Origin of the sequence: Undibacterium sp. Ji50W (assembly GCF_049340445.1) — a bacterium.
In the GTDB taxonomy this organism is placed as follows: Bacteria; Pseudomonadota; Gammaproteobacteria; order Burkholderiales; family Burkholderiaceae_D; genus Undibacterium.
On record NZ_JBMPOX010000002.1, the window covers coordinates 189,086 to 206,909 of the forward strand.

Consider the following 17,824-nt stretch of genomic DNA (forward strand, 5'->3'; position numbering starts at 1 on the left):
GGATCTGCATAAAATCTCCCTCAGGCAATCGGCAGTTCGACCAGACGCCAGTACCTGTCCAGCATCTCGATGACATTCATGAAACCGTCGCCTACATGCTGTTTGACGATGTAACCGGCAACGTGTTGGGAATATGCCAAAACTTTGTCCTGATCATCTTGCGAAGTGGTCAGCACAAACACCACGGCAGACGACAAGCTCTTGTCCAGCCGCAGTTCTGCCAGCATTTCCTGGCCGTTCATGCGTGGCATATTAATGTCGAGCAAAATCAGGTAGGGGCGGGCGATGCCATTTGGCTGGCGCAGGATTTGCAGCGCTTCTATTCCATCATGCGCACGGAGGATGGGGTTGACGATTTTCAGTTTTTTTAGTGCGCGTTCTATGCCCAGCACGTCGACATCGTCGTCATCAACGATGAGTATCGTGACTGGTTTGGTTTGCGGGATGCTGTCTATCATTGGGCACCTTTCACCGACATGCGCTGCTAAATAATACTTTGCGGCAATATTATTGCAATGTAATTTCTATAATGCGACATAAAAACAGCTCGCTGCAAAAGCTTGAAATGAGCGAATTAACATTCATATTATTCAAATATCAAAAATAGTGCAATATTGTTATTATGCATTGCAGTTTTTCGATAGCCTATGGCAAGGCTGGCCCGGCACAAGCTATGAAGGATGGAGGGGGATGGATGCTGAAAGACGATTAAAGGGGGCTAATTAATGCAGTTCAAGGATGTCAGCCACAGCTTCCTGCAATTGAGTGACCAGTTCGGGGTCCATATACTTGTAGTCATCCGGAATATCCAGCACATGGATGACTTTGCCGTTCAGCACTTGCGGGTGCTCGGCAAGCAGGCGTGACTTGTGTTTTTCTTCCATGACGAAAATGACATCAGCCCATAGGATGTCATTCATGGAAACCCTGTGCCTGGCATTGGGACTGGTGCCGCCCGAGCGGGCTTCTACCATGGGATGGCGGCGCCAGACCTGCTCTGCAGTCGGACTGCGCCACTGATTTCGACTGCAGACGAATAGAATATGGATGAGATTATTCATCAGTTCAGTGCTTCACGCATAGAGATCAGCTTTCAGGCAGTGATCACCGCTGCAGTCATGGGCGAGCACAAGGCCCAGCCCAGCGCTGTGTAGAGCGCCAACCCCTCTTCGGTCGCTACCAGTACGCCAGTTTCAGCCTGCCTGGCGAACGCATGGTTATTTAATATCTGCATCAGCAATTTGCCCAGGCCTTTACGTCGGTGCGAGGGCTCCGTCACGATCTGGTCAAAAACCGCATGGCGCGCAGTCAGCGCCATTCTGCCGGTGGCTGCAATCTGTCCATCCCGGCCAAGGGCCTTGATGCTGACCGCCTGTTCGCCGCCGCCCAGCTGTATGGTATAGCTGGGCGGTATATCGACATCAATGTGGGCAGTGATGGCTTTGCACATCAGGTATTCGGCTGGTTTGAGCGTCCAGCGCGGCGGTAGCAAAGCGCTAATTTCGCTTACCGGTGCACAAACCTTGATCCAGGTATCAGGCGCACTCAGTTCATGTGCCAACAATTGTATGGCAGACAGGGCATGACCCTGCAAGACATAGCGTTCCAGATGACCGGGCAGGCCGACATGGATCTTGTAGCCGTGTCCCGCCAATGCAAATGCGGCCTCGGTACCACGAGAAATCGTCCAGCCATGGACCCAGGCACTGAGCAGGTCATTCTTTTGCTTTTCACTGAACTGGTCTGTAGTGGTCATGGCGACTCATTGATGTGGGACGGTGGCACAGGTGACAACCACTTCGGGATGACAGAAGATGGAATTAAAAGGCGGGTATTTTTTTTAAGGTAGCACGTTCTACGGCACCGTAGCGCTCCTTGTCACTCTTGTTCCGGAATTTTGTCTCATATTCAAGGACATCATCATGGAAGGAAAAATCTTCCCTGATGTCGTAGTCGACGTCCGACCATCTGGCGACCCAATACCCTTTGTTGCCCTTGATCCTGATTTCCTTGAGCACGGCTTTTTCCTTGACGATTTTACCATCCAGCATGGTCGCTTCCATCAGCATGCTTGAATCGGTATTGAAGCTCATATCGATGCTCTTGATGCCGATGTTCGCCAGTGACAGCACATTTCCATTGGCCATGGTCACGGCATATTTTTCGTAACGGTATTTGCCGGCAATCAGCGCAATATCATTGGCGAAGCTGCTGGTGGTCAGCGCGGAAAAAAGTAAGGCAATCACATATTTCATGGTCTGGTATCCGTTTGCATAAAAGTCATAGGGAATGTTGGCCTGTAAATGATAGCACTACCCCGTTGCCTTAACAGTAACCGGGTAGGGAAGCGTCAATTCCTGCTGTGCGACATCTATTTACCGGCTTCCTGCGCCAGCTTGCGCATGGTTTCCAGCGTGGCACCAGGAGTGATCAAATTGCCGTCATAACGCAATTCTATCAATGCAGGCAAATTGTACTGGCGGCTATGTGTGAGTGCACGTTCCAGTGCCGGTGCGAATTCTGCCGTGGTGTTGACCACTTCCCCACTGGCACCAAAGGCCCGTGCCAGCGCTGCAAAATCAGGATTGTGCAATTCGGTGCCTGATACGCGGGCAGGGAATTCCTTTTCCTGATGCATGCGTATGGTGCCATACATGCCATTGTTAAAGACGATGATGATGACACCAGCTTTGTATTGGACGGCGGTGGCCAGTTCCTGACCGTTCATCAGGTATTCACCATCGCCGGCGAAAGTGACAACGGTACGCTGCGGATCGATGATTTTTGCGGCAACACCTGCTGGTACGCTATAGCCCATGGCACCGGAAGTCGGTGCCAGTTGCGTACGGAAACCACCATACCGGAAATACCGGTGGGCCCAGGTGGCATAGTTGCCGGCCCCATTGGTGATGATGGTATCTGCCGGTGCCAGTTGCATCAGGTCCTGCACGATCTGCCACAGGTTCAGGGGGGCGTTTTCTGTGGCGAAAATGGCTGGTTCGGTTTGCCATGCCTGCAAATCTGCCCTGGCTTCACCAACGCTTGCATGCCACTTGCTGGCAGCATCCAGGCTGGCCATTTCTGCCAGGGCTTCGGCAATTTCTTTCATGCCGCTGTTGATCATCAGATCAGCCTGATAGACACGGCCCAGTTCCAGTGCATCGCTGTGGATATGGATCAGCTTTTGTTTGGGCAGCGGTGCTTCCAGCACGGTATAACCGCCGGTTGTCATTTCACCCAGACGTGGGCCGATGGCCAGGATCAGGTCGGCGTCCTTGATTCTTTGCGCCAATTTGGGGTTGATACCTATGCCTACGTCGCCGATGTAATGCGGGTGCGCATTGTCCATCAGGTCCTGAAAGCGGAAGGTACAGGCTACCGGCAGGTGATTGCTGACCGCAAATTCACTGATGTGCTGGCAGGATGCAGCATCCCAGCCGGTACCGCCCAGCAAGACCAGCGGCCGTTGCGATACCGTCAGCATATTGCGCAGTTGCGCCAGTTGTTGCGGCGAGGCCGATGCCTGTACCGGTGTGTAACGACGGGTGTCTGCCACGGTGGCGACCTGTGCCAGCATGTCTTCTGGCAGGGCCAGCACAACCGGGCCGGGGCGGCCGCTGGTCGCTACCTGAAAGGCGCGGGCAAGGTATTCCGGCACGCGGTCTGCCCGGTCAATTTGTGCTACCCATTTCGCCATCTGGCCAAACATGCGGCGATAGTCAATTTCCTGAAAGGCTTCACGTTCGACAAAATCATTGCCAACCTGGCCTATGAACAAAATCATCGGCGTCGAATCCTGATAGGCAGTATGCACACCTATCGATGCATTGGTAGCACCTGGTCCGCGTGTGACGAAGCAGATGCCGGGTTTGCCTGTCATTTTGCCGTAGGCATCTGCCATGAAGGCCGCACCGCCTTCCTGCCGGTTGATGATGAAACGTATCGGGCTGTCATGCAGCGCATCCAGCACTGGCAGGTAACTTTCGCCAGGTACGCCGAATACGGTATCGACACCGTGAATTTGCAGTGCATCCACAATCAATTGACCGCCCGAACGAGATTTCAGCATGATAGAAAATGGTAAAAGAAAAAACACTACGCTACCAGAAAGCCTGCTTAATTTGCATTGTAATTCCGGCTTTTAGACTGAATTATCACCGAGTAGGATACAATGAGGCGTGAAGCAGGCCAGACAATCGCTGGTTGCCATGATTTATCATGGTGACGGGAGGAAGGTCCGGACTCCATAGAGCAGGGTGACGGCTAACGGCCGTACGTTGAAAGCCAGGGTGCAAGCCAGGGTATAAGACGAGGAATAGGGCCACAGAGACGAGCGTATTAAGTTACGGTGAAACGCGGTAACCTCCACCCGGAGCAATTTCAAATAGGCACGCGTTGATGTGGCTCGCGGAGCGTGCGGGTAGAAAGCTTGAGCGGCGGAGCAATCCGTCGCCTAGAGGAATGATTGTCATAGCAGAAGGCAGCAATGTCTGATGCCGTAACAGAATCCGGCCTACCGGCCTGCTTTATTTTTTGTTTGTCGCAGCACAGTGTTTCTTCAGGCTGTCGCTATATCGGTTCCAGGTCCATTTTCAATCGATTATTCTTCGTTATTTCCCCGTTATTTCCCCGTTCCCCCCGCTTTTTCCGTTTTACTTCAAACCCTATGGGCGGTTCGGTACATAAGCGTTGTCTGATGACTCGCAGCTTAGTATCCGACTGTTGACTGTCTCCACCAAACATCATTTCTTGCAAGCAAGTCATTGTTCTTAAAATACCGGTGGTACACTGAGTGCACAGAACAAACCAACGCATTTCAAACTAAACTATTGCATACGCATGGAGACTGGCGGCATTCGAAAAGAGCGTGACGCGCCCATACTGGCTATTGCGCTTTGCATCTGCCTGATCGCTGCTGCGATCATCGGGCAGAGCTGGTGGTCAATGGCGCAAGACAAGTCGCTAACCATCAGCGCTGCCCAGGAACATAATTTCCTGGCAGTCCGTATTCTCGAAGAGCATGCCAGTGAAGTCCTGAACGATGCCCGCCAGGTCGCCAACGTGGTCAGCGACGAAGTGATGACCGAAACCAGGCTGCTCCCGGATGATGAAGCCCTGATACGCAGGATGTTGCAGAGGCAGCGCCAGGAATCCGAGTTTATCAGCAGCATTTCCCTGATCAATCTGGGAGGCAAACGCTGGGTCTCCAGTGAGAAGGGCGAGCCACCAGCGGAAGCGCAGCATAGCCTTGGCCATCTCACCTACCTTCTCGACCATCCTGCCGATACCAAGGCCGTACTTGGCAAACCCTTCCGGCTGGCAAAAAACGGGCATTGGGTACTACCCATCGCAAAAAGTTTTTTTGACTTGAAGGGGCAGCGGCTAGGCCTGATACAGATCGATGTCGATCTGGCTTATTTTCAGGATTTTTATGAACGTATCGCCCAGGGGAGCGGGGCCAGGATTGCCTTGCTTGATGAAGCCGGTCATACCTTGACCGGAACGGCCGATGTGACCAAATCCTACAATGCAGGGGAAGGCTTTCCGGCATCAGTCGTCGAGCAGATACGACAGAATAAATCGAGCGAAGGAATGCTCAGGGACGATAGTCCTGAAGGACTTGATTTGCTGACCAGCTATCGCAAGATCAGCGAATTCCCGCTTACCCTGCTGTATTCCAGAGAGATGAAGACTATCCTGGCCGATTGGGACGCCAGGGTCACACAAAAGATCATCGTGACCTCGGTGACAGCGGGGTTCATCTTTGGCCTGGCATTGCTGCTGCTGTGGCAGATCAGGCATTTGCGCGACTCCAGAAGTCGGCTGCTGGCCAGCGAAAGCCGTTATCGCCACCTGTTTCAGGGGGCGCAGGATGCCATTTTACTGATAGGGCGCGACTATATCTACGTAGATTGCAATCCGGCGGCGGTCAGCATGTTTGGACTGAGCAGCATGAGCGACTTGGTCGGGCAAAAGGTAGGCCGTTTTTCAACCACTGCCCAGCAGGTCAGTGGTCTGGATAGCCGTGACCGGGATATTCTGATCGTGACCCTGATTGACCGTGCCTTCAAGGGGGAGTCACCGCGCTTCGAATGGTCAACCATACGCAATGAACAAATTCAATACAATGAAGTTTCCCTGACCCGGGTTGAGGTCAATGGTGAGGCACTGATATTTTGCGTGGTCAGGGATATCAATGCGCGCAAATACACCGAGTTGCTGATAGAGGGGCAAAATCAGTTGCTGCAACTGATGGGGGGTGATGAAGACTTACCCTTCATACTGGAAGCCATCAGTCAGTTCGTTGAAAAGCTCTGCCCGCACTGGCGTTGCGGCATACAGTTGCTGTCAGAAGACAGGCGCAGCTTTGCTCAGGCAACTGGCAGCCGTTTTCCTGGTGTCCTGCTGAAGCAGATTCCGGGTATGACCGTTACCCATGGCAGCGGGATCTGGTCCGAGGTGGTGCTGACCACAAAACTTACCTATCTGCCTGATTTTTTGCATGCCCCTACCATGCAGTTTGTCAATGATGTAGAAACCCTGTCTGAGTTCGGTTCTTGTGCTGCGTCACCGATTTTTGGTAAGAATGGCCAGTTATTGGGAAGTTTTACCCTGTTTTCTTATAGTAAGCAGGCCTTGTGTGAAAAAGATCTGGGCCTGATACGCATCACCGTTGATATTGCCGGTATTGCCATCGAAGGACGGCGCTCGGAAAAGAAAATCCTGCAATTGGCCCATTATGATGAATTGACCGGCCTGCCCAACCGCTTCCTGTACAACCAGCATCTGTCACGTTCACTGGCCATTGCCGAACGTAACCGCAGTCAACTGGCGGTGCTGTTCCTGGACCTGGATCGCTTTAAAAATATCAACGACACCTTTGGGCATGACGAAGGTGACCAGGTCTTGCGCACGGTTGCCAGCAGTTTCCGTTTGTGCCTGCGTGAATCGGACATCATTGCCAGGATAGGTGGCGATGAATTTATCCTGCTGATAGACCAGTTCAACGAAACCAGAGACTTGGGGGATGTTGCCGACAAGTTGCTGTTTGAGGCCGCCCAGCCGTTTGAAATCAATGGTCAGGAATGTCAGTTAAGTGCCAGTATCGGCATCGCCACTTTCCCGGCAGATGGCAAGGACGCCCAGACCCTGTTGAAAAATGCCGACATCGCCATGTACCGGGCAAAAAACAAAGGCAAAGACAATTACCAGTTCTATGCCTCGGAAATGAATACCCATACCGTGGAAAGACTGGCATTTGAAGCAAGATTGCGCAAGGCGCTGGAAAGACGCGAATTCGTGGTTTACTACCAGCCCAAGCTCGATGTCGTCAGTGGCCGCATAGTCGGGGCAGAAGCGCTGGTGCGCTGGAATCATCCTGAACGGGGATTGTTGTCACCGGTAGACTTTATTGCCCTGGCAGAGGAGGCTGGACTGGTGGCCCGTCTGGGCATGCTGGTACTGGACATTGCCTGCCGCGATATTCTGAGTTTCAGGACCGTGGACAAGGATTTTGGGCGGGTTGCCGTCAATTTATCCGGTGCCCAGTTCAATGATGCCCATATGCTAGATGAAGTCAAAAGTGTCGTCGATTTTTGGCGCGTACCATCGAATTCCATCGAATTCGAGATTACCGAAAGCATGGTCATGCACAACCGCGAACAGGCAATAGCGCTGATGGATGGCCTCAAGGATGCCGGCTTTACCCTGTCGATTGATGATTTTGGTACCGGCTATTCTTCGCTGGCCTACCTGAAGCGCTTCCCGGTTGACAGTGTCAAGGTGGACCGGTCCTTCATCAAGGATATCCCGGACGATCCGAATGACACGGCGATTGTCATGGCTATCGTCGCCATGGCGCATACACTGGGTATCAAGGTCATTGCCGAGGGAGTGGATTCAGCCACGCAACTTGCCACTTTGCGCGAATGCAAGTGCGATGAATATCAGGGCTTCTACTTCAGCAAAGCGGTGACCGACAAGGAATTCCTGCAGCTATTGCAGCGTCAGGCCAGGCTGGGCATGCCAGGCAACTAGCCTAGGCATGCCCATCCTGGCTGGCGACCATTTCGTGCGTGCCTGGGCAGCGTCGCTGGCCTGTCGGCAAGAAAATATCCATCCCGCATTAACCTCGATACCAGCATCCCTGCGTATGTGATCATTTTCGCAAAATACCGGCTCTTGCTGGCAGGATCGTGTACTTTGTATGATAATGCCGGGCGTTTTGGTTTTTGGTCCCGTTTCGGCAGTAGAAAGTTTCACGTCAGATAAGTTTCCTTTCTTTGCAGCATTTTCACTTGCCTCATACCCGTTTCATTATGGTATCAGCAGGCAAACACATGGTTATATGTGAGATGCTACCTTCACTATATTTCGTAAGTCTCTAATTTATCAGGATAAATTAGAAACGCACTACCTCAAGTAGTTGCGCTAAGTCATTGACTTCATTAGAGAATTTCCAAATTTACCTCTGAAATGTGCTTGACCACGCTCAAGTCATCCTCTAAAGTGGGCAATAGTGTGAAAAAGTGTAATTTTGTGGAATAAATATCCGAAATTCGCTTACATTCCAGACTTCATTTCCAAATTGAGTTTTTAAGATTAATCGGTACGACAGGTTTTCAGGGTAAAGGTAGACAGCGTGTTTCAGGGGGCGTCCTCACTCAATCTCGATGCAAAAGGCAGAATGTCCATTCCTGCCCGGCATCGTGACGCGCTCAATGTGCAATGCGAAGGCCGTATCACCCTGACCCGCCACCCGGATGGATGTCTGCTGCTGTTTCCGCGTCCTACCTGGGAATCCCACCGTGAGCAAATCGCTGCCTGGCCTATACAGGCGCGTGACTGGAAACGTATTTTTCTTGGTAACGCCTTTGATGTGGAAATGGATGGTGCCGGCCGGATTCTGGTCGCGCCTGAATTGCGCAATGCTGTTGGCATGCAGCGCGATGTCATGCTGTTGGGCATGGGCAGTCATTTCGAGATATGGGATGCCGGCAAGCTCGCAGAAAACGAAGCGAAGGCCATTGCTGGCGGCGCTCCTGATGTATTAAACAATTTTTCTTTCTGATCGCGGGCAATGAGTATTCAGCAGGCGGCAGATTTTACGCACCAGACCGTGTTGTTGCATGAGGCTGTAGACGCCCTCGGCATCACGGATCAACGTGCCAGTGGAATATATGTAGACGGCACCTTTGGCCGTGGCGGGCATAGTCGCCTGATCCTGTCGCAACTGGCCGCCAATGGCCGCCTGATTGCCTTTGACAAGGATACCCAGGCGATTGCCAGCGCGGCAGAAATTCGGGATACGCGTTTCCATATAGTGCATGACAGTTTTGCCACCATAGGCCAGGCCTTGCCGGACTGTGGTGTTGGCAAGGTCGACGGCATTTTGATGGATTTGGGCATTTCATCTCCCCAGGTGGATGACGCTACCAGGGGTTTCAGCTTCCGGTCAGACGGTCCGCTGGACATGCGCATGGATACCACGCGGGGCATCTCGGCAGCCGAATGGCTGGCGACTGCTGAAGAACAGCATATTACGGAGGTTATAAAAGATTATGGGGAAGAACGGTTTGCTTTTCAGATTGCAAAGGCGATTGTTGCTCGCCGGCAAGCAGAGCCCATTCGTGGGACACGACAGCTCGCAGAAATCGTCGCACACGCCGTCAAAACTCGCGAGAAGGGTAAAGACCCGGCAACTCGCACCTTTCAGGCTATACGGATTTTCATCAATCAGGAACTTGAAGATCTCGAAATAGGCCTGGCGGCAGCGTATGCGGCATTGGCACCGTATGGACGGATGTCGGTGATCAGTTTTCATTCACTGGAAGACAGGATAGTGAAGCAGTTCTTCGCATCCAAAGTGAAAATGGAACAGCCTGACCGCCGTTTGCCGATCCGTCATGTAGATTTGCCGCAGCCACAAATGCGCCTGTTGAACCGCATCAAGCCGTCCGAGGCGGAAGTGAATGCCAATCCGCGTGCCAGGTCAGCCATCCTGCGGGTTGCCGAGCGTTTGCCGGAGGCTGCATGAGTACCCGCCTCAACATTATGTTGGCGATAGCACTGATTGCCTGTGCGCTGTCGCTGATCAATTCACAATATCAGGCGCGTCGCCTGTTTATCGAATTGGAAAGAGAACAAAGTCTTACCAAGCAATATGAATTGCAATGGACGCAACTGAAACTTGATCAGTCCACCTATGGCAAGCATTCCCGCATCGAGGCGACTGCGGTACGTGAGCTGGATATGGTGGCAGTAACGCCAGACCGCACGCAATACCTGAAAGCGGTGGAGGAAAAATGAGTCGCACTGCCAACGTCCCACGTACCGCTGCTGCACGCGGTGTAGCCTTCTCATCCAGCCCGGTGCTGGATGTCAAGCTGCCGACCTGGCGTTCCCGTTTCATCCTGTTTCTGTTGTTTGCCGCCTTTATTGCCTTGATGCTCAAAGCCCTGTATCTGCAGGGTTTTACCAACGACTTCCTGAAACAGCAGGGCGCTAACCGCTATGCCCGTACGCTGGAATTGCCAGCCACCCGTGGCAAGATTACTGACCGTAATGGCCAGGTGCTGGCTTCGTCGGTACCGGTCAAGGCCATCTGGGCCATTCCGGACGATGTGCTGGAAGCGCCAAAAGAAAAGATACAGCAGCTTGCCCAGTTGCTGGATATGACAGAAGCTGAACTGCGCAAGAAGCTCGATTCTGACCGTCAGTTCGTGTACCTGAAACGTCAGGTGGAAACAGAAATATCCGACAAGGTAGTGGCCCTGGGCATACCCGGCATAGAAACCCGCAAGGAATACAAGCGTTTCTATCCGGAAGGCGAAGTCATGGCCCATGTGGTCGGCTTTACCAATGTGGAAGACATCGGACAGGAAGGCATAGAACTGGCCTCCGAAAAAAATCTGGCTGGCAAAACCGGTAGCCGTCGTGTCATCAAAGACCGGCTGGGGCATATCGTTGAAGACATACAGGCAATCCGCGAACCGCATGACGGCAAGGACCTGACCCTGTCGATAGACAGTAAGATCCAGTACATCGCCTTTACCCATCTGAAAGAAGCGGTAGAAAAACACAAGGCAAAAGCCGGTGGTGCCGTGGTGCTGGATGTGCAAACAGGTGAAGTGCTGGCACTGGTCAATCTGCCGACCTATAACCCGAATGATAGGTCGGTACTGACTGGTGCCCAATTGCGCAACCGCGTGATGACCGATACTTTTGAACCCGGTTCCACCATGAAGCCGATAACAGTTTCATTGGCACTGGAAACCGGCAGAGTTACTCCTGACACAGTGTTCCAGACAGCCCCTGGTGTGATGTTCATAGGCCCGACACCGATACATGATGCGCACAAGCAGGGGTCGCTGACAGTGGCACAAGTCATACAAAAATCTTCGAATATTGGCACCGTGAAGATGGCCTTGCAAATGCCACCTCAGGAAATGTGGGAAATGTTTACCAAGGTTGGTTTTGGTCAGCAACCCAAATTTGGTTTCCCGGGGGCAGTCGCTGGTCGTCTGCGCAGCTACAAAAACTGGCGCCCGATTGAGCAAGCCACCATGAGCTATGGCCACGGTATTTCGGTATCGCTGATACAGATGGCCAGGGCCTATATGATTTTTGCCAGGGATGGCGACATGATACCGCTGACCTTCCAGAAATCTGCTGAGACCCCGACCGGGTCTCGTGTCATTTCCGAAAAGACGGCAAGACAATTGCGCGCGATGATGGAATCCGTCACCGAACCAGGTGGCACTGCTACCCAGGCACGTATTGCTGGCTACCGCGTCGCCGGCAAGACCGGCACTGCCCACAAGCTGGAAGGTGGGCGTTATGTGAATAAATACATCGGTGACTTTGTCGGCTTTGCGCCGGTATCCAATCCGCGCGTGATTGTAGCCGTCATGATCGATGAACCGAGTGTTGGTGGTTATTACGGCGGCACGGTCGCCGCCCCGGTTTTTGCGGCAATCACAGCCAATATTTTGCGGTCGATGAACGTGCCGCCAGATTCATCAGTCGTCAATATTATTCCTGACAACAGCGTACAGGAAAGCATGTGATGGCTAACAAAAATATAACCATGAATGAATTGCTGGACTGGCTGAAACAAATTGCGCCTGAGGCGCAATTGAGCTCAGACTCGCGCAACATAAACAAAGGCGATATATTTTTTGCCCTGCGTACCCACATCAATGACGGGCGGCAGCATATCGCCCATGCGGTGGCTAATGGCGCCGCAGCCGTCGTGCATGAAGCCGATAATTTCACCTGGGATGCAAGCATTGCTGTCCCCCACCTTGCTGTAGAAAACCTGCTGACATTGGCCGGACCGGTGGCGCATGCCTGGTATGGCCAGGCTGACAGTGACTGGTTCAATGTTGCCGTCACCGGCACCAACGGAAAAACCTCGTGCTCACAATGGATAGCCCGCGCATTGTCTCTGAATGGCATGCCATCCGCTGTTATTGGCACCTTGGGCACGGGTATCTACAATAATGGCACGGCAGGGCAATTGGTAGAGACCGGTTATACCACGCCGGACGCCATCGGCCTGCAACAGAAAATTGCTGAACTCAAGCAGGACGGCGCACAGGCGCTGGCCATTGAAGCATCTTCCATCGGCCTGCATCAGGGGCGGCTGAACGGCTTGCATTTTGATGTCGCGGTGTTGACGAACCTGACGCGCGATCATCTTGATTACCATGGTGACATGGCGGCGTATGCTGAATCAAAAGCAAGTCTTTTTGACTGGCCAGGCTTGGGCATGGCAGTGCTTAATCTGGATGATGCTTTTGGTTTGCAACTGGTGCAGCGTGTACAAGCTGGCCATACCGCTACCCCTGCTGCCCCAGCTACGCGTATCATAGGTTATAGCCTGGAAAAGAATACTGTTCCCGGCATCGAGGTGCTGACAGCCAGTAACCTGAAAACCAATTATGCCGGTACCAGCTTTCATCTCGAATCACCTTATGGGTCTGGCCTGGTCAAGACCCAACTCATAGGCAAATTCAATGTCAGCAATATCCTGGCAGTGATGGCAGTATTGCTGGGCAAAGGCGTGGCCTGGAACAAGGCCGTGTCCATCATAGAAAAACTGAATCCGGTACCTGGCCGCATGCAATTGCTGGGCACGGCGGGGCATGTCATGGTGGTCATCGATTATGCCCATACGCCTGATGCACTGGAAAAAACCCTGGAAGCATTGCAAAATGTCGCCCAGGAAAGAGACGGCAAATTGTGGTGCGTCTTTGGCTGCGGTGGTGACCGTGATCCCGGCAAGCGTCCACAGATGGGCAAGATAGCCGAAAGCGCCAGCCAGGTGGTAGTGACCAGTGATAATCCGCGCAGCGAAGATCCGTCTGCGATTATCCAGGACATCCTCAAAGGCATGAGCGGCACCCCGCAAGTCATCGAAGACCGGGCAAATGCCATCCTGTATGCGATTAAGCATGCAGATAATCACGATGTCGTTTTGCTGGCCGGTAAAGGGCATGAAACCTATCAGGACATCAATGGCAAGAAATGGCCATTTTCTGATGAAGAACATGCGGCTCTGGCCCTGGCGACAGTTGCCACCAGCGGCAATATGAAGAGGGGGAGCTGATGCAATTTTCCCTGCATGATCTGTTGCCGGCGATAAAAGGTGCAAGCCTGCAAGGCGATGCCACCAAGATCACCAATGTCATCATTACTGGCCTGGCCACAGATAGCCGCAAGATACGCGCTGGCGATGTATTCGTTGCCTTGCGTGGCGAAAATTTTGATGCGCATGATTTCTTGCCCCAGGTCGCAGCGGCTGGTGCGGCAGCAGTCATTGCCGAAGCCCTGCCTGCGGGATTTACCTTGCCTGCGCTGGTGGTGCCTGATACCAAACTGGCGCTGGCCGAAGTGGCCCGTTTCTGGCGCCAGCAATTTACCCTGCCTGTCATCGGTGTGACCGGCAGCAATGGCAAGACCACCGTCAAGGAAATGATTGCCTCTATCCTGGCCGCAGCCTTTGGGCCGGATTGCAGACTGGCGACCAGCGGTAATTTGAACAATGAAATCGGTGTGCCGCTGACAGTCATGCAATTGCATGCCAGTCATCAGGCCGCCGTGATAGAAATGGGCATGAACCACCCAGGTGAGATTGCCTTGCTGGCCTTTGCCGCCATGCCTACCGTGGCACTGGTCAACAATGCCCAGCGTGAACATCAGGAATTCATGCAGACGGTAGAAGCCGTAGCCAGAGAAAACGGTGTCGCCATCCAGTCTTTGCCCGATGCAGGTGTGGCCGTATTTCCTGCCGGTGATGAATACAGCGACTTGTGGCAATCCTTTGCGTCTGAACGTGGTCAGCGTAAAACCCTGAGTTTTGGTTTGACTACCGATGCCGATGTGCAGGCTACGTATACGCCCAGCGTATTCGGCAGCGATCTGCAAATGCTGGTGGCAGGGCAAGCGCTGTCAGTCAGGCTGAATGCCGCCGGCAAACACAATGTGTTGAATGCACTGGCAGCGGCAGCATGCTGCCATGCGATAGGTGTCAGCAATGCCGCCATCGCCGCCGGGCTGGAAAGTTTTGCGCCGGTGAATGGTCGCCTGCAACGCAAGCAGGCTGCGTGCGGCGCGACGGTCATCGATGATAGTTATAACGCCAACCCGGATTCGGTCCGCGCTGCGATTGATGTGCTGGCACAGATTGTCGGCCCGACCATACTGGTACTTGGTGACATGGGTGAAGTCGGCGAGAACGGCGCGCAATTCCATCAAGAAATTGGTGACTATGCCCGCCAGCGTGGCATACCGCGCTTGCTGTTATTGGGCGAATTGGTGGCACATACTGCCAGCGCCTATGGTACCGACGCCCAGCATTTTGCCAGCATGGAAGCCTTATGCAAGGCGCTGGATGAACAACTGGCGGCAGATGCCACCGTGCTGGTGAAGGGCTCGCGTTTCATGAAAATGGAAAGAGCCGTTGCGCATCTGCTGACAGCGAACGAAAACAAATACGAAACAAATACATTACAACAAAAAACAATGGGGAATCACTAGCATGTTGCTCTGGTTGGCTGAACTTTTCAAGCAGGATATAGGCTGGCTGCGCGTCTTCGGGTTTATTACCTTTCGCGCCGTATTTGCCACGATGACGGCCATCTCGATAGGTATTTTTGCCGGTCCTGCAGTCATACGCATGCTGACCCGCATGAAGGTCGGTCAGGCTGTACGCAGCTATGGCATGGAAACACATCTGGTCAAATCTGGCACCCCGACCATGGGTGGGGTACTGGTCCTGATTTCCATCGGTATTTCCACCCTGCTGTGGGGGGATTTGAGTAACCGCTTTATCTGGGTTGTGATGATCGTTACGCTGGGTTATGGGGCAGTCGGCTGGGTCGATGACTATCGCAAGGTGGTCTATAAAGACCCGGAAGGCATGCGCTCGCGTGACAAATTTTTCTGGCAATCCCTGATTGGCCTGGTTGCTGCTTTTTACCTGGCGTTTTCGGTATCGGCTCCCAGCAATTCAAAGGTGATGGAATTGTTTATTGCCTGGATACAGTCCGGTTTCAATATGGACTTGCCGCCGAAAGCAGATTTGATCGTGCCTTTCTTTAAATCTGTCAGTTATCCACTCGGTGTCTGGGGTTTCATTGCGCTGACGTATTGCGTAATTGTCGGCACCAGCAATGCCGTCAACTTTACTGACGGTCTGGATGGCCTGGCCATCATGCCGACCATCATGGTGGGTTCAGCCCTGGGGCTGTTTGCGTATCTGACCGGGAATGTCGGCTACGCCAAATACTTGCTGATACCCCATATTCCGGGTGCTGGCGAATTGTTGATTTTCTGTGGTGCGATGGCGGGGGCTGGCTTGGCTTTCCTTTGGTTCAATGCCCATCCGGCCCAGGTATTCATGGGTGACGTTGGGGCACTGGCACTCGGCGGTGCACTGGGTACGGTGGCTGTCATCGTCAGGCAGGAAATTGTCTTGTTCATCATGGGCGGCATTTTTGTTGCCGAGACACTGTCAGTCATGTTGCAGGTATCGTATTTTAAATACACCAAGAAGAAATATGGTGAAGGCCGTCGCCTGTTTTTGATGGCACCGCTGCATCACCATTTTGAAAAGAAGGGCTGGAAGGAAACCCAGGTGGTCGTACGTTTCTGGATCATCACCATGCTGCTGGTATTGCTGGGCTTGTCTTCACTGAAATTACGTTGAGTTGTAGTGTCGTGTGCTAATTCTGCGCACAGAGTGTCAGCAGTTTGTTGTTTGTTTTGATTGATAGAAATAGTGGTTATGGATTTTTCGGGAAAACATGTCTTGGTTCTGGGCCTGGGTGAAACCGGGCTGGCAATGGCGCAATGGCTGCTGCGCGCCGGCGCGCGCCTGCGTGTGGCCGATACCCGCGAAGCCCCGGACAGGTTGGCCCAGTTACAAAAACTTCAGGCACTTTCTGAGCAGATAGAATTTATAGGCGCCGCCTTCAGCACGGCGATGCTGGACGATATTGATGTCGTGGCCGTCAGTCCTGGTTTGTCGCCATTGCGCGAACTGCAAGACTTGCTGCCTGCTGCGAATGAAAAATCCATCCCGGTCTGGGGTGAAATCGAATTGTTTGCCCAGGCCCTGCTGGCATTGAAGGCTGAGCGAGACTATCAACCCAAAGTCATCGCCATCACCGGTACCAACGGCAAAACCACCGTGACCAGCCTGGTCGGCTTGCTGGTCGAACGTGCTGGCCTGACCGTCAAAGTGGCTGGCAATATCAGTCCAGCGGTACTTGACGTATTAAGAGTATGCCTGGAACAGGATGCCTTGCCCCAGGTCTGGGTACTGGAACTGTCAAGCTTCCAGTTGCATACGACGCATAGCCTGCAAGCCGATGTCGCTACCGTATTGAATATCACCCAGGATCACCTGGACTGGCATGGCAGCCTGCAGGCTTACTGCGCCGACAAGGCACGCATTTTTGGCGAACAGACTTTGCAGGTATTGAACCGTGATGATGCGCTCGTCATGTCCATGGCCAAATCACATGCGAATGCGGTCAGCTTTGGTGTGGATGCACCCAGGCACCTGGCGGATATGGGGATGCTGAACGAACACGGCATGGGGTGGCTGGCTGTCGCCAGTGCCGCTGAAGATGCGCCAGTGGTGACGAATAGCCGTCGCAAGAAAAAAGAAGTGGAAGAAATTCCCATCATGGTCACCCGCCTGATGCCGACAGATGCCTTGCAAATCCGTGGTCAGCATAATGCCGCAAATGCCCTGGCGGCGCTGGCCCTGTGCCGTGGCATAGGCTTGTCGTTCGCGCCCTTGCTGCACGCTTTGCGTGATTATAAAGGCGAACCGCATCGTGTCGAGCAGGTTGCCCATGTTGCCGGTGTTGATTACATTGATGATAGCAAAGGCACGAATGTCGGTGCCACCGTGGCCGCCCTGAAAGGTTTGGGACAACAATCCGATGCCTTGCACAAGCGCATCATCCTGATTGCTGGTGGCGAAGGCAAGGGACAGGATTTCTCTCCTCTGGCAGACCCGGTGGAACGGTATACCAAGGCGGTTATCCTGATCGGCAAGGCCAAAGAAGAATTGCAGCAGGCGCTGGCGGTTACCAACGTTGTCTTGCATGCTGTCGCCAGCCTGGAAATGGCAGTCCAGGCAGCCGCTGAAATCGCCGCAGATGGCGATATTGTTTTACTGTCGCCTGCTTGCGCCAGCCTCGACATGTTCCGCAATTATGCGCACCGCGCTCAGGTATTTGTAGATGCAGTGCGTGAAATTGCACTGGCACGGGGAGAGGTGTGCTGATGAAACAGCTCCTATTGC

14 protein-coding genes and 1 other RNA gene are annotated in these 17,824 nt (G+C 53.1%); 10 read left to right on the forward strand and 5 right to left on the reverse strand.

The genetic code is table 11. The annotated features are described in order from the left end of the window. Nucleotides 1-20: 20 nt before the first annotated feature. From ACO0K9_RS06115 to ACO0K9_RS06135, 5 genes are all read right to left on the reverse strand, one after another. The gene (locus tag ACO0K9_RS06115; RefSeq protein ID WP_422982859.1) at nt 21-458 is read right to left on the reverse strand and encodes a response regulator; all 438 of its coding nucleotides are present in this window, start codon (nt 456-458) and stop codon (nt 21-23) included. 264 nt (nt 459-722) lie between these two features. Continuing rightward, entirely contained in the window at nt 723-1,061 is a 339-nt protein-coding gene (locus ACO0K9_RS06120) for a low molecular weight protein tyrosine phosphatase family protein (RefSeq protein ID WP_422982861.1), read from the reverse strand. A gap of 32 nt (nt 1,062-1,093) precedes the next feature. Next, complete coding sequence (locus tag ACO0K9_RS06125; RefSeq protein ID WP_422982863.1) at nt 1,094-1,756, reverse strand: GNAT family N-acetyltransferase; 663 nt, start codon at nt 1,754-1,756, stop codon at nt 1,094-1,096. A 64-nt stretch (nt 1,757-1,820) separates the two neighbouring features. Then, nucleotides 1,821-2,255 carry a hypothetical protein gene (locus tag ACO0K9_RS06130; RefSeq protein ID WP_422982865.1) on the reverse strand — a complete coding sequence of 145 codons (435 nt, stop codon included), beginning with the start codon at nt 2,253-2,255 and terminating at the stop codon, nt 1,821-1,823. A 116-nt stretch (nt 2,256-2,371) separates the two neighbouring features. Further along, the gene (locus ACO0K9_RS06135; protein ID WP_422982866.1) at nt 2,372-4,069 is read right to left on the reverse strand and encodes a thiamine pyrophosphate-binding protein; all 1,698 of its coding nucleotides are present in this window, start codon (nt 4,067-4,069) and stop codon (nt 2,372-2,374) included. A 111-nt stretch (nt 4,070-4,180) separates the two neighbouring features. Here ACO0K9_RS06135 and rnpB point away from each other — a divergent pair. From rnpB to murD, 10 genes are all read left to right on the forward strand, one after another. Further along, nucleotides 4,181-4,532, forward strand: an RNA gene (gene rnpB, locus ACO0K9_RS06140) — RNase P RNA component class A. A gap of 307 nt (nt 4,533-4,839) precedes the next feature. Further along, nucleotides 4,840-8,037, forward strand: coding sequence for an EAL domain-containing protein (locus ACO0K9_RS06145; RefSeq protein ID WP_422982868.1), 3,198 nt, complete (start codon nt 4,840-4,842; stop codon nt 8,035-8,037). A gap of 604 nt (nt 8,038-8,641) precedes the next feature. Next, nucleotides 8,642-9,070 (forward strand): division/cell wall cluster transcriptional repressor MraZ, encoded by a 429-nt coding sequence (gene mraZ, locus ACO0K9_RS06150; RefSeq protein WP_422982870.1) that lies wholly within the window; start codon nt 8,642-8,644, stop codon nt 9,068-9,070. A gap of 9 nt (nt 9,071-9,079) precedes the next feature. Further along, complete coding sequence (rsmH, locus tag ACO0K9_RS06155) at nt 9,080-10,036, forward strand: 16S rRNA (cytosine(1402)-N(4))-methyltransferase RsmH (protein WP_422982872.1); 957 nt, start codon at nt 9,080-9,082, stop codon at nt 10,034-10,036. Then, on the forward strand, nt 10,033-10,308 hold the full coding sequence (gene ftsL / locus ACO0K9_RS06160) for a cell division protein FtsL (protein WP_422982874.1): 276 nt from the start codon (nt 10,033-10,035) through the stop codon (nt 10,306-10,308). The genes rsmH and ftsL overlap by 4 nt, the downstream gene beginning before the upstream one ends. Beyond that, nucleotides 10,305-12,068 carry a peptidoglycan D,D-transpeptidase FtsI family protein gene (locus tag ACO0K9_RS06165; RefSeq protein ID WP_422982876.1) on the forward strand — a complete coding sequence of 588 codons (1,764 nt, stop codon included), beginning with the start codon at nt 10,305-10,307 and terminating at the stop codon, nt 12,066-12,068. The genes ftsL and ACO0K9_RS06165 overlap by 4 nt, the downstream gene beginning before the upstream one ends. Further along, nucleotides 12,068-13,612, forward strand: coding sequence for a UDP-N-acetylmuramoyl-L-alanyl-D-glutamate--2,6-diaminopimelate ligase (locus ACO0K9_RS06170; protein WP_422982878.1), 1,545 nt, complete (start codon nt 12,068-12,070; stop codon nt 13,610-13,612). The genes ACO0K9_RS06165 and ACO0K9_RS06170 overlap by 1 nt, the downstream gene beginning before the upstream one ends. Then, a complete protein-coding gene (locus ACO0K9_RS06175; RefSeq protein ID WP_422982880.1) occupies nt 13,612-15,042 on the forward strand; it encodes a UDP-N-acetylmuramoyl-tripeptide--D-alanyl-D-alanine ligase in 1,431 nt (476 codons plus the stop codon). The genes ACO0K9_RS06170 and ACO0K9_RS06175 overlap by 1 nt, the downstream gene beginning before the upstream one ends. A 1-nt stretch (nt 15,043) precedes the next feature. Beyond that, complete coding sequence (gene mraY, locus ACO0K9_RS06180; RefSeq protein ID WP_422982882.1) at nt 15,044-16,213, forward strand: phospho-N-acetylmuramoyl-pentapeptide-transferase; 1,170 nt, start codon at nt 15,044-15,046, stop codon at nt 16,211-16,213. Between the two features lie 78 nt (nt 16,214-16,291). Continuing rightward, nucleotides 16,292-17,806 (forward strand): UDP-N-acetylmuramoyl-L-alanine--D-glutamate ligase, encoded by a 1,515-nt coding sequence (murD, locus tag ACO0K9_RS06185; RefSeq protein WP_422982884.1) that lies wholly within the window; start codon nt 16,292-16,294, stop codon nt 17,804-17,806. Nucleotides 17,807-17,824: the final 18 nt, after the last annotated feature.